Here is a 13,985-nt window from a genome sequence, read left to right on the forward strand (position 1 = left end):
AACACGGGTCCAGAGCCAGAGCGGCGACATTGCCATGCGTCACCACGATCCCCTTGGGCACACCCGTCGAACCCGAGGTGTACATCACATACGCGGCATCCCCCGACCGCACACCCACCCGGGGATCAGCGGGTTCGGACGCAGGGGGCCGAAAGGACTCGATGTGGAGCAGCTCCACCGCCTCGGCACCCGACTCCGGAACCGACCGTTCGTCGGTGATCAGCAAGCGCGCGCCGGTGTCGGCCAGGACATGGCGGATGCGCTCGGCCGGATAACGGGCGTCGAGAGGTACGTAGACGGCTCCGGCCTTCATCAGGCCGAGGACCGTGGTGACCGTCTCGATCGAGCGCTCCAGAAGTACGCCGACCGCGTCGCCGGGCCGCACTCCCCTGCCGATCACATGGTGCGTGAACTGGTTGGCACGCGCGTCGAGCTGTGCGTACGTGAGCGTGGTGGCGCCGTCGGTGACCGCCGGGGCATCGGGCGTCTGAGCCACCTGCCGCAGGAACAACTCCCCCAGCGAGGCATCCGGCACGGCATGAGCCGTGTCGTTGAAGTCGACCACGGCCCGCCGGTGTTCGTCGGAGGTGAGGATGTCGATGCCGGCCAGCGGGCGGTCGGGATCGGACACGGCCGCGTCCAGTAGCCGTATCCAACGGTCGAACAGGGCTTGGACGGTGGGCACGTCGTAGATGTCGCTCGAGTACTCGACGGCACCGGTGAGGCCTTGTGGCTCGCCGCGCTCCCCGCGCTGCTCCGCAAGGCTGAAGAACAGGTCGAACTTCGCCGTACCCGTCCTGCCCAACTCGACCCCGGCTCGCAGCCCCGGAAGCTCGAGTTCGGTCTCGGGCGCGTTCTGGAGGGCGAGCATCACCTGGAAGAGCGGGTGGTGCGACAGCGTCCGGGTCGGGTTGAGCAGCTCGACCAGGTACTCGAAGGGGACATCCTGGTGCGCGTAGGCGGCCAGACTCCGCTCCCGCACCCGCGAGATCAGCTCCGTGAAACTCGGATCACCCGACGTGTCCGTGCGCAACACCAACGTGTTGACGAAGAACCCGATCAGCTCGTCCAACGCCTGATCCGTGCGGCCGGCCACCGGACTGCCCACCGGAACATCCTCACCAGCCCCCAGCCGCGTCAACAAGGCCGCGAGCCCCGCCTGCAACACCATGAACAAGCTCGCACCCGACGCCCGCGCGACGTCCAACAGCCGCCGGTGCAGATCCGCATCGATGTCGACCGTGACGTAGTCACCCCGGTAGGTCATCACCGCCGGACGCGGACGATCCGAGGGCAGCGTCAGCTGATCCGGCAGACCCGCCAACGCCTCCCTCCAGTACGCGATCTGGGTGGCGAACAGACTGTCAGGGTCGTTCTGGTCCCCCAGCAGCTCGTTCTGCCACAGCGTGTAGTCCGCGTACTGCACCGGCAACGCAGACCACTCCGGCACCCGCCCCTCCACCCGCGCCGTGTAAGCCCGCGTGAGATCGGTGGCGAGCGGACCCAACGACCACCCGTCACCCGCGATGTGATGCAGGACGAGCAGCAGCGCGTGCCGGTGTTCGGACATCGTGAACAACGTGGCGTGGAGGGGGATTTGAGTCGCCAGGTCGAAGGTGTGTCGGGCCGCTGACTTCAGGGCGTCCGGCAGCTCCGTCTCGGTGATGTCGGTGACGGGCAACTCGACGCTCGCACTGTCGAGGACCTGCTGGTGCGGAACGCCCTCGGCCTCGGGGAACACCGTCCGCAGACTCTCGTGCCGGGCCACCACGTCACCAAGGGCGACACGCAGCGCGTCACGGTCCAACCTGCCCGTCAGTCGCACGACGAGCGGGATGTTGTAGGTGGCACTCGGCCCCTCCATCTTGTGCAGGAACCACAGCCGCCGCTGCGCGGACGAAAGGGGAAGCACCGGCGGGCGTACCCGCGCCGCCAGGGGCGGCCGAGCGGGTCCCGCGGTGTCGAGAAGTGCCGCCACCGCGGCCGGTGCCGGCCCGTCGAACAGCGCGCGCAGCTCCAGCTCCACGCCGAACGCGGCACGGATCCGGGCGATCAGGCGGGTGGCCAGCAGCGAGTGGCCGCCCAGATCGAAGAAGTCGTCGTCCACGCCGACCCGGGGCAGCCCCAGCACCTGCGCGAACAGATCGCACACGATCTGCTCCTGCGGCGTACGCGCCTCCCGCCCCGACCTGGGCACGGTGAAGTCCGGCTCCGGGAGCGCCGCCTTGTCCAACTTGCCGTTGGCGTTGAGTGGCATCCGGTCCAGTACGACGACGGCGGCCGGCAGCATGTAGTCGGGCAGCCGGCCCCGCGCGAACTCCTTGACGTCCCCGGCGCGGAGGGCTCCCCGTGCCACCACGTAGGCGATGAGGCGGGCATCGCCGGACGGCTCCTCGTGGACCACCACCGCCGCCTCGGTGACGTCCGGGTGGTCGGTCAGCACCTTCTCGATCTCGCCCGGTTCGATGCGGAAGCCGCGGATCTTGACCTGGTGGTCGGCGCGGCCGACGAACTCCAGCTCGCCGTCCTGGTTCCACCGCACCAGGTCACCGGTGCGGTACATCCGTGTGCCCGGCTCAGGCGCGTACGGGTCCGCCACGAACCGCTCCGCCGTCATACCGGGCCTGCCCAGATAGCCGCGGGCGACACCGGCCCCCGCGACGTACAGCTCCCCCACCACACCGGGCGCCACCAACTCCAGCCCCGGACCGAGCACATATGTCCGCAGGTCGGGAATCCCGACGCCGATGACGCTGGCCGCCGACGCGGTTGCTCGCTCCCGGGTCAGCGTCTGGTACGTCACGTGGACCGTGGTCTCGGTGATTCCGTACATGTTGACCAGGGCCGGCGTGTCGTCGGGGTGACGCCGGTACCAGTCGGCGAGACGGGACGGCTGGAGTGCCTCACCGCCGAACACCACGGTGCGCAGGGCGAGTTCACGCGCCGGCGGGGAGGCGTCGGCGTCGGCCTGTGCCAACTGGTAGAAGGCCGACGGCGTCTGGTTGAGGACGGTGACACCGCGATCGGCCAGCAGGTCCAGGAAGGCGCCGGGCGTCCTGCTGACCTCGTAGGGCACCACGACCAGCCGGCCGCCGTGCAGCAGCGCTCCCCACAGCTCCCAGACGGAGAAGTCGAAGGCGTACGAGTGGAACAGTGTCCACACGTCGTCGGAGCCGAAGCCGAACCACTTCCGGGTGGCGTCGAAGAGCCGCACCACGTTGCGGTGGGCGACGACGACGCCTTTGGGTCGTCCGGTGGAGCCGGAGGTGTAGATGACGTACGCGGGATGATCGGGCACGAGTGCGGTGACAGGGTTGTCCGCGGACCGGCCCGTCACGTCGAGCGTGTCCAGCAGCAGTACCTGCGTCCCGTCCACGGTGTCCGCCGAGAGACGGTGCCCGCTCGTCGTCAGCACAAGGGCGGGCCGCGCATCGGCGACCATATGGGCCACCCGAGCCGCCGGATAGGCCGGATCCAGAGGAAGGTAGGCCCCACCCGCCTTCAGCACCGCCAGCACGGCCACCACCAGGTCCGCACTCCGCGGCAGAGCCAGAGCCACCACGTCCTCCGGACCCACACCACGACCCACCAGCTCATGAGCCAACCGGTTCGCCCGCTCGTTCAACTCCCCGTACGACAACGTGGCCCCGCCCCACACCACCGCCACCGCACCCGGCGCCGCAACCACCCGCGCCTCGAACAACTCCGGCAACGTCACCCGCGACGGCACCACACCCGCAGGCACCGCCAGCACAGCCGCCCGCTCACTTGCGGACAGCAGATCGATCCGCCCGATCGGCCGGGAGGAATCCGTTGCCGTGACGGCTCGCAAGGCCGTGCGCAGACGACGGTGGTGAACGCTCAGTTCGTCGTGCGTGCACAGTTCGGGGTGGGCGTTCACGTCGACGGCCGGCCCGGCGCCGTCGCGCCGGTCCCACACGGCGAGGGTGAAGTCGCCCACCAGGCCGGAGGAGAGGTTGTGCGCGGTGGTCGGCAGTCCGGCGAAGGTGACCGCGTAGTCGAAGGACATGACGTTGACGACCGGTGCGTACCACGTCCCCAGGCGGCCGGGCAGTGCGAGATCGCGCTGGATGTCCTCGGCCCGGTACCGCTGGTGGCCGCCCAGTTCGCGCACGCGCTCGCCGATCTGGGCGAGGAGTTCGCCTAGCGTCAGCTCCGGTCGTAGCGTGAGCCGGAGCGGTAGGACGTTGGCGGCCGTGCCGGGGGTGCGGCGCTCCGCCTGGGTGAGGCGGGCCGTCACCGGCAGGCCGAGGACGACGGTGGTCGTGCCGGTCGTCCGGTGGACGTGGAGGGCCGCGGCGGCGATGACCAGGTGCGACCACGGGACGCGGGCCCGGCGGGCCGCGTCGCGCAGCGCCGTGTGTTCCGCCGGCTCCAACGCGGTGGTGTGCCGGAGATAGCGCTCCGGCGTGGTCGACGGCGTGCCGACGATTCCGGCCGGCTGCGGACGGTCGGAGAAGCGTTCCGTCCAGTACGCCCTGTCCTGAGCGAATTGCTCCGATGCCTGGTATGCCTGTTCGGCTGCGATCAGGTCGGACAGCGTGCCGAACGGGCTCGCTCCCACCGGGCCGCCTCCGGCGAGTGCGGTGTAGATATCGCCGACCCGGCGTGTGATCAGCCAGGACCCGAAGGCGTCCATCACGGCGTGGTGGTAGCCCTGGTACCACCAGAAGCGGTCGGCGCTCAGCTTCAGAAGCGCGTACTCGAACAGCGGGCCCTCGGTCAGGCTCATGGGCCGGGCGACCGCGGAGTCCATCCAGGCACGTGCGGCCTGTTCGGGGTCCGGCTCCGCGCTCAGGTCGGTGACCGCGAACGGCCAGTCGGCAGGCTCCTGGAGGGCCTGCCGGACCTCGCCAGGCTCCTCGACGAAGCGGACGTGCAGCGCCTCCGCCTCGGCGACGACGAGTCCCAGGGCTTGCGCGAACAGCTCCGGGTCCACGCCTCCGTGGATCTCCAGGTACTCCCCCACCCGGAAAACTCGATTCCCTCTCCCCAGCCGTTGCTCGGCGATCCATATTTCGCGCTGCGCAGCCGTGATGGGAAGCGTGGTGCCGGCACTGACGGACAAGTCTCCACCTCCGAGAATTCCCCCGCACGGACGGCCGGAGAGGCAGGAATGAAAAACCCATGACGTCCTGGAAAACGCGTCGCCGATTCGATCGCGCAGAAATGAGACGGCGACCTCTGGCCTGTCGTAGCGACGCGGTTCGCCGTGTGTGCACAGGAGCCGGGCGTAACCGCCCGGAAACGCAACAGAGGGAACCTAACCCCGGCTGATCCGAAGGGTCAAGGAGATCAATCGGCTATGCCACGTGCATGTCCACGCCGTGTCCCGCCGGCGGGACACGCGGGACAACGCGGCGGGACCCGCGCGCACGCCCGGCGTCGGCCGAGGTGCCCCGCCGATGCGGCCCGGCGGCCAACTGCCTTGGTTTGACTGGTGATGACTCGCCATCCGCGCTTGCGGTGGGGCGTGGCCGATGCTCGCCGCACGCCGGACGGAGTCCTTTCACGCGGGCTGCCCTCTGCCCGCGCGGCGACCGGCGTCGGGACCCGCGCGTCGGCCGCGGAGCGGTACGCCTTGATCAACGTGCTCTTGCCCGCCGTTTCTCCGCGGTGTTAGCTTAACTTTTCACAAATGCCGGTCGCACGTTTCCCGAGGCTGTTCCACAAAAGGAAACCCGTATGGCAAAAATGCAGTGGGTAAGTCATCTGCTGAACCGTGGAGCGGACGACGACCCGTGGGCCGTTTCGAGCGCTCCGGTCACCCGGGAACAGTTACGCGGTGCGGTAGCCGAGTTCGAGGAGCGTTTCCGGGACCAGGGAATCGGCGAAGGCAGCTCGGTTCTCCTGAGGATGACGCCGAGTTTCACTTATATACAGGTCCTGTTGGCCCTGTGGAGCCGTGGGGCGCAGGTGGTACTGGTCGACTTCCGGCTGAAACCGGCGGAGTACGAACCGCTGGCCCGGCTGGTGGGTCCGCAGTACCTCGTCGCCGCGTCCGGCGCCGGAGGGCCGGTGGCCGGATTCCGTCAGGAGTCCGACTTCACGGTCCGGCAGCTGCCGGACGGCCGGCCCGCCGTCGACGGTATCCGACTGGTGCAGTTCAGCTCGGGCTCGTCCGGCCGGCCCAAGGTGATCGGTCGCCCCGCCGACTCCGTGCTGGCCGAGATCGACCGGCATGCCGCCCTCCCCGGGATCCCCGGCGCGGGCGACCGGATGATGCTGCTGAACTCGGTCATGCACAACATGGGCCTGGTCAGCGGCGTGCTGCACGCCCTCGCGTCCGGGGCGACACTGATCATCCCGCCGACACTGCGCCCGGCCGAGGTCGTGCGGCTCATGGCGGCTACCGGGACGACCGCCGTCTACGGAACCCCCGTCCACTACGACCTGCTGTCTCGCGTCGCCGACCGGCCCCAACTGCCCGCACTGCGCCTCGCGGTGTCCGGCGGCGAGCGGGTGCCGCAGGAGACGTACGAGAACTTTCGTGCACGCTTCGGCCTGCCGATCAGCCCGGTCTACGGGCTGACCGAGATCGGACTGATCGCGGGTGACCTGTCCGGCACGTCCGTCCCTCCGCAACTGGGGCTTCCGGTGCCGGGGGCCGAGGTCAAGGTCGTCGACGAGGAGCTGTACGTGCGGATGGACCACTCGCCGTATCTGTACGGCGAGCACGCGGACCGCTACACGGACGGCTGGCTGCGGACCTACGACCGGGTTCGGCAGGACCCTGCGACCGGGGTGCTCAGCATGCTCGGCCGGGCCGACTCGCTGGCCGTGATCGGCGGACTGAAGGTCGATCTCACGGAAGTGGAGAACGTCCTGCTGACCCACGACCGGGTGACGGAGGCCGTCGTGACGCACGGAGAGGTCATCGAGGCCTTCGTGGGCGCCGAACCCACCGTCGGCGCGGACGAGTTGACGGCCTGGTGCCGGGAGCGGCTGAGCCCCGTCAAGGTCCCCAAGAGGTTCCACGTCACGCGACTGCTGCCGCGGAACTCGATGGGGAAGCTGATCCGCGACCGTGCGCTGATGCACGGACGCGTCCCGTCGCAATCGCCCTCGCGGGCACAGGGGGACCGGTGATCTCGAAAGACGACCTCAGGACGATATTGACCGAGAACGCGGGACTCGGGCCGTCGGAGGAACTGACCGACGACGCCGAGCTGGTGATCGACTCCTTCACCCTGGTGGTCCTTCAGCACGTCCTGGAGGAGCGGCACGGCGTGGTCATCGACCCGCAGTTCGACGACATGGGCCAGTTCACCTCGATCGACGGCATCCACTCCTACGTGTCCAGGGTCGCGCAGGAGCACTGACCGGCACACCCCCCTCCGACCGCATGCGCAAGGAGCGATGATGAGCAACCCCTTCGAGAACCCCGACGGCACCTTCCTGGTGCTCGTCAACGACGAGGGCCAGCACTCGCTGTGGCCCTCGTTCGCCGAGGTACCCGCGGGTTGGACGGTCGCGCTCGGCGAGAGCGACCGCCAGTCCTGCCTCGCCTACGTCGAGGAGCACTGGACCGACATGCGCCCGCTGAGCCTCGTGCGCCGATAGGAGACCTCGATGGACGACGCCGCATTCCAGCTGCTGCTGTTACGGGAGGAGGACCTCGAGGAGTCGTTCTACGGCGAGGAGCCGAGCGCCGCCTACGATCCCGCCTTCGTCTCCGGCGACGAGTCGGGGCGGGCCATCGTCGATTTGACCAACATGCTCACGCACGGCACGCATCCCGAGACGGTGCACCACGCCTCCGCGCTGTTCACGAACGTCGTGGGATCGGTGGTGTTCCACCATGTCGCCCAGTTCGGCCACGGGACCTGCCGGCAGATCTACCAGGAGCTCTTCGACGCGGTGCACGCCTGCGCGCAGTACCGGATGGAGCTCAACGACGGCGTGCGGCTCGACATCTCGAGGGTGGACCTGGCGCCTGTCGAGCTGGGAGACGGCGGCTTTCTGGTGCGCTGGCTGTCCACCGTCGACCACTTCCGCATCGAGACCGCCTGGGTGATCGTCGCGAAGGACGACATTCTCACCTTCGTCAACGCCCGTGTCCCCGACGAGTCGGAGATCCATCGGCTCGCACGCATCGCCGTCGACCGCGTCACCGAACCGACCGGTGCGTCATGACGTCCGCGGCATCCCTGGTCGACTTCGCGTCAGCGTTGGAGGCGGTCGAGGAATGGCTGACCGAGTACATCTCCGCGAGTCATCCGGAGATCGGCCGCACGGGGCCCATCTGTCCGTTCGTGGCACCCTCGCGCAAGAACCGGACGATGGAGATCCGCCTGCGGTTGGCCGGCCATGCGCCGACCCTGGAGCTGATCGAGGAGATCGCCCGCAGCAGTCTGCGAGAGTACGAGCTGACGACTTGGCAAGGCCGTAATCCCATGCTGCGGGCCATGGTGGTCGCACTTCCGGACCTGCGCAGCGAGGACACCGGACTGCTCGACCAGGCCCATGCCCGGGTGAAGGACGCCTTCGTGGAACAGGGGCTCATGATCGGCCAGTTCCACGAGAACTGCGAGGTGACGGCCGCCCGCAACCCCCGCTTCGCGGTGAGCAAGGCACCCCTGCCCCTGTTCGCCATCCGTGCCATCGCCCTGCACGACGTCTTCTTCCTGTCCGAGCGACCGCAGTGGTTCCAGCAATACCGGAAGCGGTTCGGCAAGTTCTTCGGACCGGGGTCCACCGTGATGGACCCGCTCTTGGTGGAGCGCTACCGGGAGGCCGAGCAGGCTTGCGGTGGTCCGCCGCCGTAGGTGCAGGCAACTCAGCGCAGTTGGGGTGCCCCAACAGCAGATCGCCGGGGCCGCACACCTGCCCGCACGCGCGGCAGCGCGGTCCGGCAGGCCGGCCGGGGAGGCGACGTGCGCGAGGGGGCCGCCGACACCGCCATCGCCTCCCCGTCAAGAAGCGCCGTCTCTCAAGCGGCCGTCGCCCCGCCGGGTAGCGCGTCGTGGTGAATCGGCTCCTTCGAGCCGGTCAGGGGCGCCCCGGTCCCGCCCCGCCGGGCGGCGACGATCTCGGCCGCGATCGACAGGGCCGTCTCCTCGGGTGTCCGGGCGCCGAGGTCGAGGCCGATCGGGGAGCGCAGCCGGGCCAGCTGGTGTTCGGTCACGCCCTCCGCGCGCAGGCGCCGGTCGCGCTCCTCGTGGGTGCGGCGTGAGCCCATGGCGCCGATGAAGGACACCCGCATTCCGAGGGCCTCCTTGAGCAGGGGGACGTCGAACTTCGGATCGTGGGTGAGCACGCAGAGGACCGTGCGGGCGTCGGTCTCGGTGCGTCGCAGATAGCGGTGCGGCCAGTCGACCACGACCTCGTCGGCGTCGGCGAAGCGGGCCCGCGTGGCGAAGACGGGGCGGGCGTCGCAGACGGTGACGTGGTAGCCGAGGAACTTGCCGGCCCGCGCGAGTGCCGAGGCGAAGTCGATCGCGCCGAAGATGATCATGCGCGGGGCCGGCACGTGCGACTCGACCAGCAGGGTGAGGCCGCCGGGGCAGTTCGAGCCGTCCTCGGAGACGTCCACCGTGCCGGTGCGTCCCGCCTCCAGCAGGGCCCCGGCGTTGGCCAGGGCCGCCCGGTCCAGCTCCGCGGGGCCGCCGAGACCGCCCTCGTACGTGCCGTCGGCTCGTACCAGCAGGGCGCGGCCGAGCAGTGCGGCGGGGCCGCGGGCCACCCGGGCCAGGGCCGTCGGCTCACCCCGGCCGGTGGCCGACAGCGCCGACGCAAGGACGGCCCGTTCCGGCGGCTGCCCGCACACCGGTGTGATCAGTACGTCGAGGGTGCCACCGCAGGTCAGCCCGACGGCGAAGGCGTCCTCGTCGCTGTAGCCGAAGCGTTCGGTGACGCTCTCGCCGGACTGGAGCGCCTGCACGCACAGGTCGTACACCGCGCCCTCCACACAGCCGCCGGACACCGAGCCGATGGCGGTGCCCGCGCTGTCGACGGCGAGGGCGGCGCCCGGGCCCCGTGGCGCGCTGCCGCCGACGGACACGACGGTGGCGACGGCGAAGTCCCGGCCTTCGCGCATCCACTGGTCCAGTTCCTCGGCCAGGTCAAGCATCCGGTGATCCTCCGTCCGCCGGCGTCTTCGGGCCGGTGCGCGCCGCCGCGTCCGCTGGCGCTCGCCCGCCGGTCCCCGCCGCCCTCTCCGCAGGTGCCCCGGTGCCGGCCCGCGCTCCCCCGGTCGCGTCCGCCCGCGTCCGCCCGGCCCCCGCCAGGACGCGGTCCGGCCGGATCGGCAGGCTGCGGTGGCGTACTCCGGTCGCGTGCCACACGGCGTTGGCGATGGCGGCCGCGGCGCCCACGACGCCGATCTCGCCGATGCCCTTGATTCCGACCGGGTCCTGCGGATCCGGATCGTCGATCCAGTCGGCCTCGATGTGCGGCACGTCGGCGTGCGTGGCCACGTGGTAGCCGGCGAGGTCGGCGCCGACGTGACCGCCCGAGGCGCGGTCCCGGACGGCCTCCTCGTGCAGGGCCATGGAGATGCCCCAGATCATCCCGCCCAGGAACTGGCCGCGTGCGGTGAGCGGATTGACGATGCGGCCCGCCGAGAAGATCCCGAGCATCCGCCGTACGCGTACCTCGCCGGTGCCCGGGTCCACGGCGACCTCGGCGAACTGCGCTCCGAAGGAGTGGCGTTCGGCGGGGGCGAGGGCCCCGATGGCCGCGGCCGTGTCCGAGCGCACCGTGGTGCCCTCCGGCGGGATGTCGGTGCCGAGGTCCAGCCGGTCGCGCAGTTCGTCCGCGGCCGCCGTGACCGCCCAGGCCCAGGAGCGGGTGCCCATGGAGCCGCCGGCGATCATCGCCGGTCCGAAGTCGCTGTCCCCGATGCGGACCCGGACCCGTTCCGGGGCGACGCGCAGCGCGTCCGCGGCCACCAGGGTGAGGGCCGTACGGGCTCCGGTGCCGATGTCCGCCGCGGCGATCCGGACGGTGAAGCCGCCGTCCGGGTGTGCGGTCACGGTGGCCGTGGACGGTGCCGCGCCCGCGTGGAAGGAGGCGGCGGCCGTGCCCGTGCCCAGCAGCCAGCGGCCGTCCCGTCGCAGGCCGGGTCGCGGGTCCCGGTCCGCCCACCCGAACCGGCGGGCGCCTTCACGGAAGCAGGCGGGCAGGTGGCGGCCGGCGAACGGCAGGCCCGAGACCGGCCCCCTGTCGGGTTCGTTGCGCAGGCGCAGCTCGATGGGGTCCGTCCCGCATTTCTCGGCGAGTTCGTCCAGCGCCGCCTCCAGCGCGAACGATCCCGGTGCCTCGCCGGGGGCGCGCATGAAGGTGGGGGTCGGCACGTCGAGCCGTACGACGCGGTTGGCGGTGTGATGCGCGTCGGCGTCGTACATCACGCGCGCCGGTCCGGCGCTCGATTCGATGAACTCGTACACGGTGGAGGTGACGCTCAGCGAGCGGTGTTCCAGGGCGCGCAGTCGTCCGTCGGCGTCGGCGCCGAGCCTGACCCGCTGGGTGGTGGGGCTGCGGTAGCCGGCCAGCGAGAACATCTGCCGGCGGGTCAGGACGACGCGCACCGGGCGCCGCAGGACGGTCGCGGCCATCACGGCGGCCACCTGGTGGGCGCGCACGCCCTTGCTGCCGAAGCCGCCGCCGACGTGTTCGGAGCGCACCCGCACCGTGGCCGGGTCGAGCGAGAAGAGGTTGGCGAGTTCGCCGACGACCCAGGTGGCGCCCTGGTTGGAGTCGATCACTTCGAGGCGGCCGTCGTCCCAGCGGGCGGTGGCCGCGTGGGGTTCCATCGGGTTGTGGTGCTCTTCGGGGGTGGTGTACTCGGCGTCCACGACGACGGCGGAGGCGGCCAGTTCGGCGTCCAGGTCCCCCTTCCCCGTCACGGCCGGCCCGTGGTTGTCCAGGGGGTAGGCGTCCGGGTGCTCACCGCGGAAGTCGACGTCGTGCGGCTCCTGTTCGTAGTGCACGACGAGTGCCTCCGCCGCCTCCCTGGCCTGCTCTGACGTCTCGGCGACGACGAGGGCCACGGGCCAGCCCAGATGCGGTACCCGGTCGTGCTGGAAGACGGCGCAGGTCGGGTCCGGCCGCATGCCCAGCAGACCGGTGTAGTCGGTGTCCAGGCGCAGGGCGTTGCGGTGGTCCAGGACGGCGAGAACGCCGGGCATGGCGAGGACGGCGTCGCTGTCGATGGCCCGGATGCGGCCGCGGGCGACCGTGGACAGCGCCAGCCAGCCGTGCGCGAGGTCGGCGAAGGGGATCTCGCCCGCGTAGCGGGCCGCTCCGGTGACCTTCTCCCGGCCCTCGATTCGGGTGTGCGCGCGGCCGACGGAGGCGGCTCGGGTGGGGGTGCCGGTGGCGACGGTGGTCATCGGGCGGCCTCCTCGGCGAGTTCGGTCAGTACGGCCACCACGAGATTGCGCATGAGGGCCACCTTGTACGCGTTGTGCGGCAGTGTCCTCGCCGCGGACAGTTCGGCGTCGGCGGCCGCCGCGTAGGTCTCGGCACCAGCGGGGGCGCCGACGAGAACCCGCTCGGCCGCGAGCGCCCGCCACGGTCGTGCGGCGACGGCGCCGAAGGCCAGGCGGGCGTCCTGTACGACGCCGAGCCGCACGTCGAGCGCCGCGGCGACCGAGCCGATCGCGAACGCGTAGGACGCGCGCTCGCGCACCTTGCGATAGCGGGAGTTGGCCGCGGTGGGCACGGGCGGCAGCGTGACGCCGGTGATCAGCGCCCCCGGGGGCAGGGCGGTCTCGCGGTGCGGGGTGTCGCCGACGGGCAGGTAGAGCCCGTCGATCGGCAGTTCCCCGGGCCCGGCCTTGGTCTCGTAGTGGACGACGGCGTCGAGAGCGGTGAGCGCGACGGCCATGTCCGAGGGATGTACGGCCACGCAGTGGTCGGAGGCGCCCAGGATGGCGTGGTTGTGGTGTTCGCCCTGGATGGCGGGACAACCGCTGCCGGGGACACGCTTGTTGCAGGGCTTGGTGACATCCGTGAAGTAGCCGCAGCGGGTGCGCTGGAGCAGGTTGCCGCCGACCGTGGCCATGTTGCGCAGTTGCCCGGACGCGCCGGCCAGTACCGCCTGGGCCAGGGCCGGGTAGCGGCGCCGGACCTCGGGGTGGGCGGCGAGGTCGGCGTTGGTGACGGTGGCGCCGATGCGCAGGCCGCCTCCCGGTGTCGACTCGATGTCGTCCAGCGGGAGTTCACGGATGTCGATGAGCCGGGTGGGGCGTTCGACTCCGGTCTTCATGAGGTCGACGAGGTTGGTGCCGCCGCCGAGGAAGCGCGTGTCCGGGTCGGCGCCGAGCAGGGCGACGGCGCCGGCCACGTCCGAGGCGCGTCGGTATGCGAACTCCCTCATGCCACGGCCTCCTTCGGGCGCACGGTTCCGACGCTGTCAGGCGGCGCGGCGGCCCCGGCCCCGTCCCCGTCCACTTTCCCCTCCGCTTCCGTGCCGGCCTCGGCGGCGCGAGCCACCGCCTCGACGATCGAGACGTACGCGCCGCAGCGGCACAGGTTGCCGCTCATCCGCTCGCGTATCTCCTCGGCGGTGAGCGGGGGCGGACCCGCCTCGGGACGGACATCGTCCGTGACGGCGCTGGGCCAGCCCGCCGCGTGCTCCGCGATCACTCCGATCGCCGAACAGATCTGGCCGGGAGTGCAGTAACCGCACTGCAATCCGTCGAGGTCCAGGAACGCCTGCTGTACCGGGTGCAACCGCTCACCGTCGGCGACGCCTTCGATGGTGGTGATCTCCCGGCCCTCGGCCGCCACCGCCAGTTGCAGGCAGGCGAGGGCTCGGCGGCCGTCCAGCAGAATGCTGCAGGCTCCGCATTGCCCCTGGTCACAGCCCTTCTTGGTGCCGGTGAGGTCGAGCCGCTCGCGCAGGGCGTCGAGCAGGGTGGTGCGGTGATCGACGGGCAGTGTGTATTTCTCGCCGTTGATCCTCAAGGTGATGACACTGGACGTCGACAGGGCCATGATCAGCTTCTTTCGCGTTT

Annotated in this window: 10 protein-coding genes; 5 read left to right on the plus strand and 5 right to left on the minus strand. The window is 70.8% G+C overall.

What is annotated here, in order from left to right; genetic code table 11:
• A partial coding sequence (locus ACIBA9_RS35705) for an amino acid adenylation domain-containing protein (RefSeq protein ID WP_399369618.1) occupies positions 1–5,089 on the minus strand: 5,089 nt, incomplete at its 3' end.
• Between the two features lie 617 nt (positions 5,090–5,706).
• Here ACIBA9_RS35705 and ACIBA9_RS35710 point away from each other — a divergent pair.
• The 5 genes from ACIBA9_RS35710 to ACIBA9_RS35730 are packed head-to-tail and all read left to right on the plus strand — an operon-like array spanning position 5,707 to position 8,789.
• Positions 5,707–7,110, plus strand: coding sequence for a class I adenylate-forming enzyme family protein (locus ACIBA9_RS35710; protein ID WP_399369620.1), 1,404 nt, complete (start codon positions 5,707–5,709; stop codon positions 7,108–7,110).
• Positions 7,107–7,343 carry a hypothetical protein gene (locus tag ACIBA9_RS35715; RefSeq protein ID WP_399369622.1) on the plus strand — a complete coding sequence of 79 codons (237 nt, stop codon included), beginning with the start codon at positions 7,107–7,109 and terminating at the stop codon, positions 7,341–7,343. Before ACIBA9_RS35710 ends, ACIBA9_RS35715 begins: the two co-directional genes overlap by 4 nt.
• Before the next feature lie 40 nt (positions 7,344–7,383).
• Entirely contained in the window at positions 7,384–7,584 is a 201-nt protein-coding gene (locus ACIBA9_RS35720) for an MbtH family protein (protein ID WP_362155357.1), read from the plus strand.
• 9 nt (positions 7,585–7,593) lie between these two features.
• Positions 7,594–8,157 carry a hypothetical protein gene (locus ACIBA9_RS35725; protein ID WP_399369624.1) on the plus strand — a complete coding sequence of 188 codons (564 nt, stop codon included), beginning with the start codon at positions 7,594–7,596 and terminating at the stop codon, positions 8,155–8,157.
• Positions 8,154–8,789 carry a DUF6875 domain-containing protein gene (locus ACIBA9_RS35730; protein ID WP_399369626.1) on the plus strand — a complete coding sequence of 212 codons (636 nt, stop codon included), beginning with the start codon at positions 8,154–8,156 and terminating at the stop codon, positions 8,787–8,789. Before ACIBA9_RS35725 ends, ACIBA9_RS35730 begins: the two co-directional genes overlap by 4 nt.
• A gap of 164 nt (positions 8,790–8,953) precedes the next feature.
• Here ACIBA9_RS35730 and ACIBA9_RS35735 read toward each other — a convergent pair whose 3' ends face one another.
• The 4 genes from ACIBA9_RS35735 to ACIBA9_RS35750 are packed head-to-tail and all read right to left on the minus strand — an operon-like array spanning position 8,954 to position 13,965.
• Entirely contained in the window at positions 8,954–10,093 is a 1,140-nt protein-coding gene (locus ACIBA9_RS35735) for an XdhC family protein (protein ID WP_399369628.1), read from the minus strand.
• Positions 10,086–12,356, minus strand: coding sequence for a xanthine dehydrogenase family protein molybdopterin-binding subunit (locus ACIBA9_RS35740; protein ID WP_399369630.1), 2,271 nt, complete (start codon positions 12,354–12,356; stop codon positions 10,086–10,088). Before ACIBA9_RS35740 ends, ACIBA9_RS35735 begins: the two co-directional genes overlap by 8 nt.
• Positions 12,353–13,345, minus strand: coding sequence for an FAD binding domain-containing protein (locus tag ACIBA9_RS35745; protein ID WP_399369632.1), 993 nt, complete (start codon positions 13,343–13,345; stop codon positions 12,353–12,355). The genes ACIBA9_RS35740 and ACIBA9_RS35745 overlap by 4 nt, the downstream gene beginning before the upstream one ends.
• On the minus strand, positions 13,342–13,965 hold the full coding sequence (locus ACIBA9_RS35750; RefSeq protein ID WP_399369633.1) for a (2Fe-2S)-binding protein: 624 nt from the start codon (positions 13,963–13,965) through the stop codon (positions 13,342–13,344). Before ACIBA9_RS35750 ends, ACIBA9_RS35745 begins: the two co-directional genes overlap by 4 nt.
• Between the last annotated feature and the right edge of the window lie 20 nt (positions 13,966–13,985).

It is taken from the genome of Streptomyces sp. NPDC051452 (genome assembly GCF_044454765.1).
GTDB lineage: Bacteria > Actinomycetota > Actinomycetes > Streptomycetales > Streptomycetaceae > Streptomyces.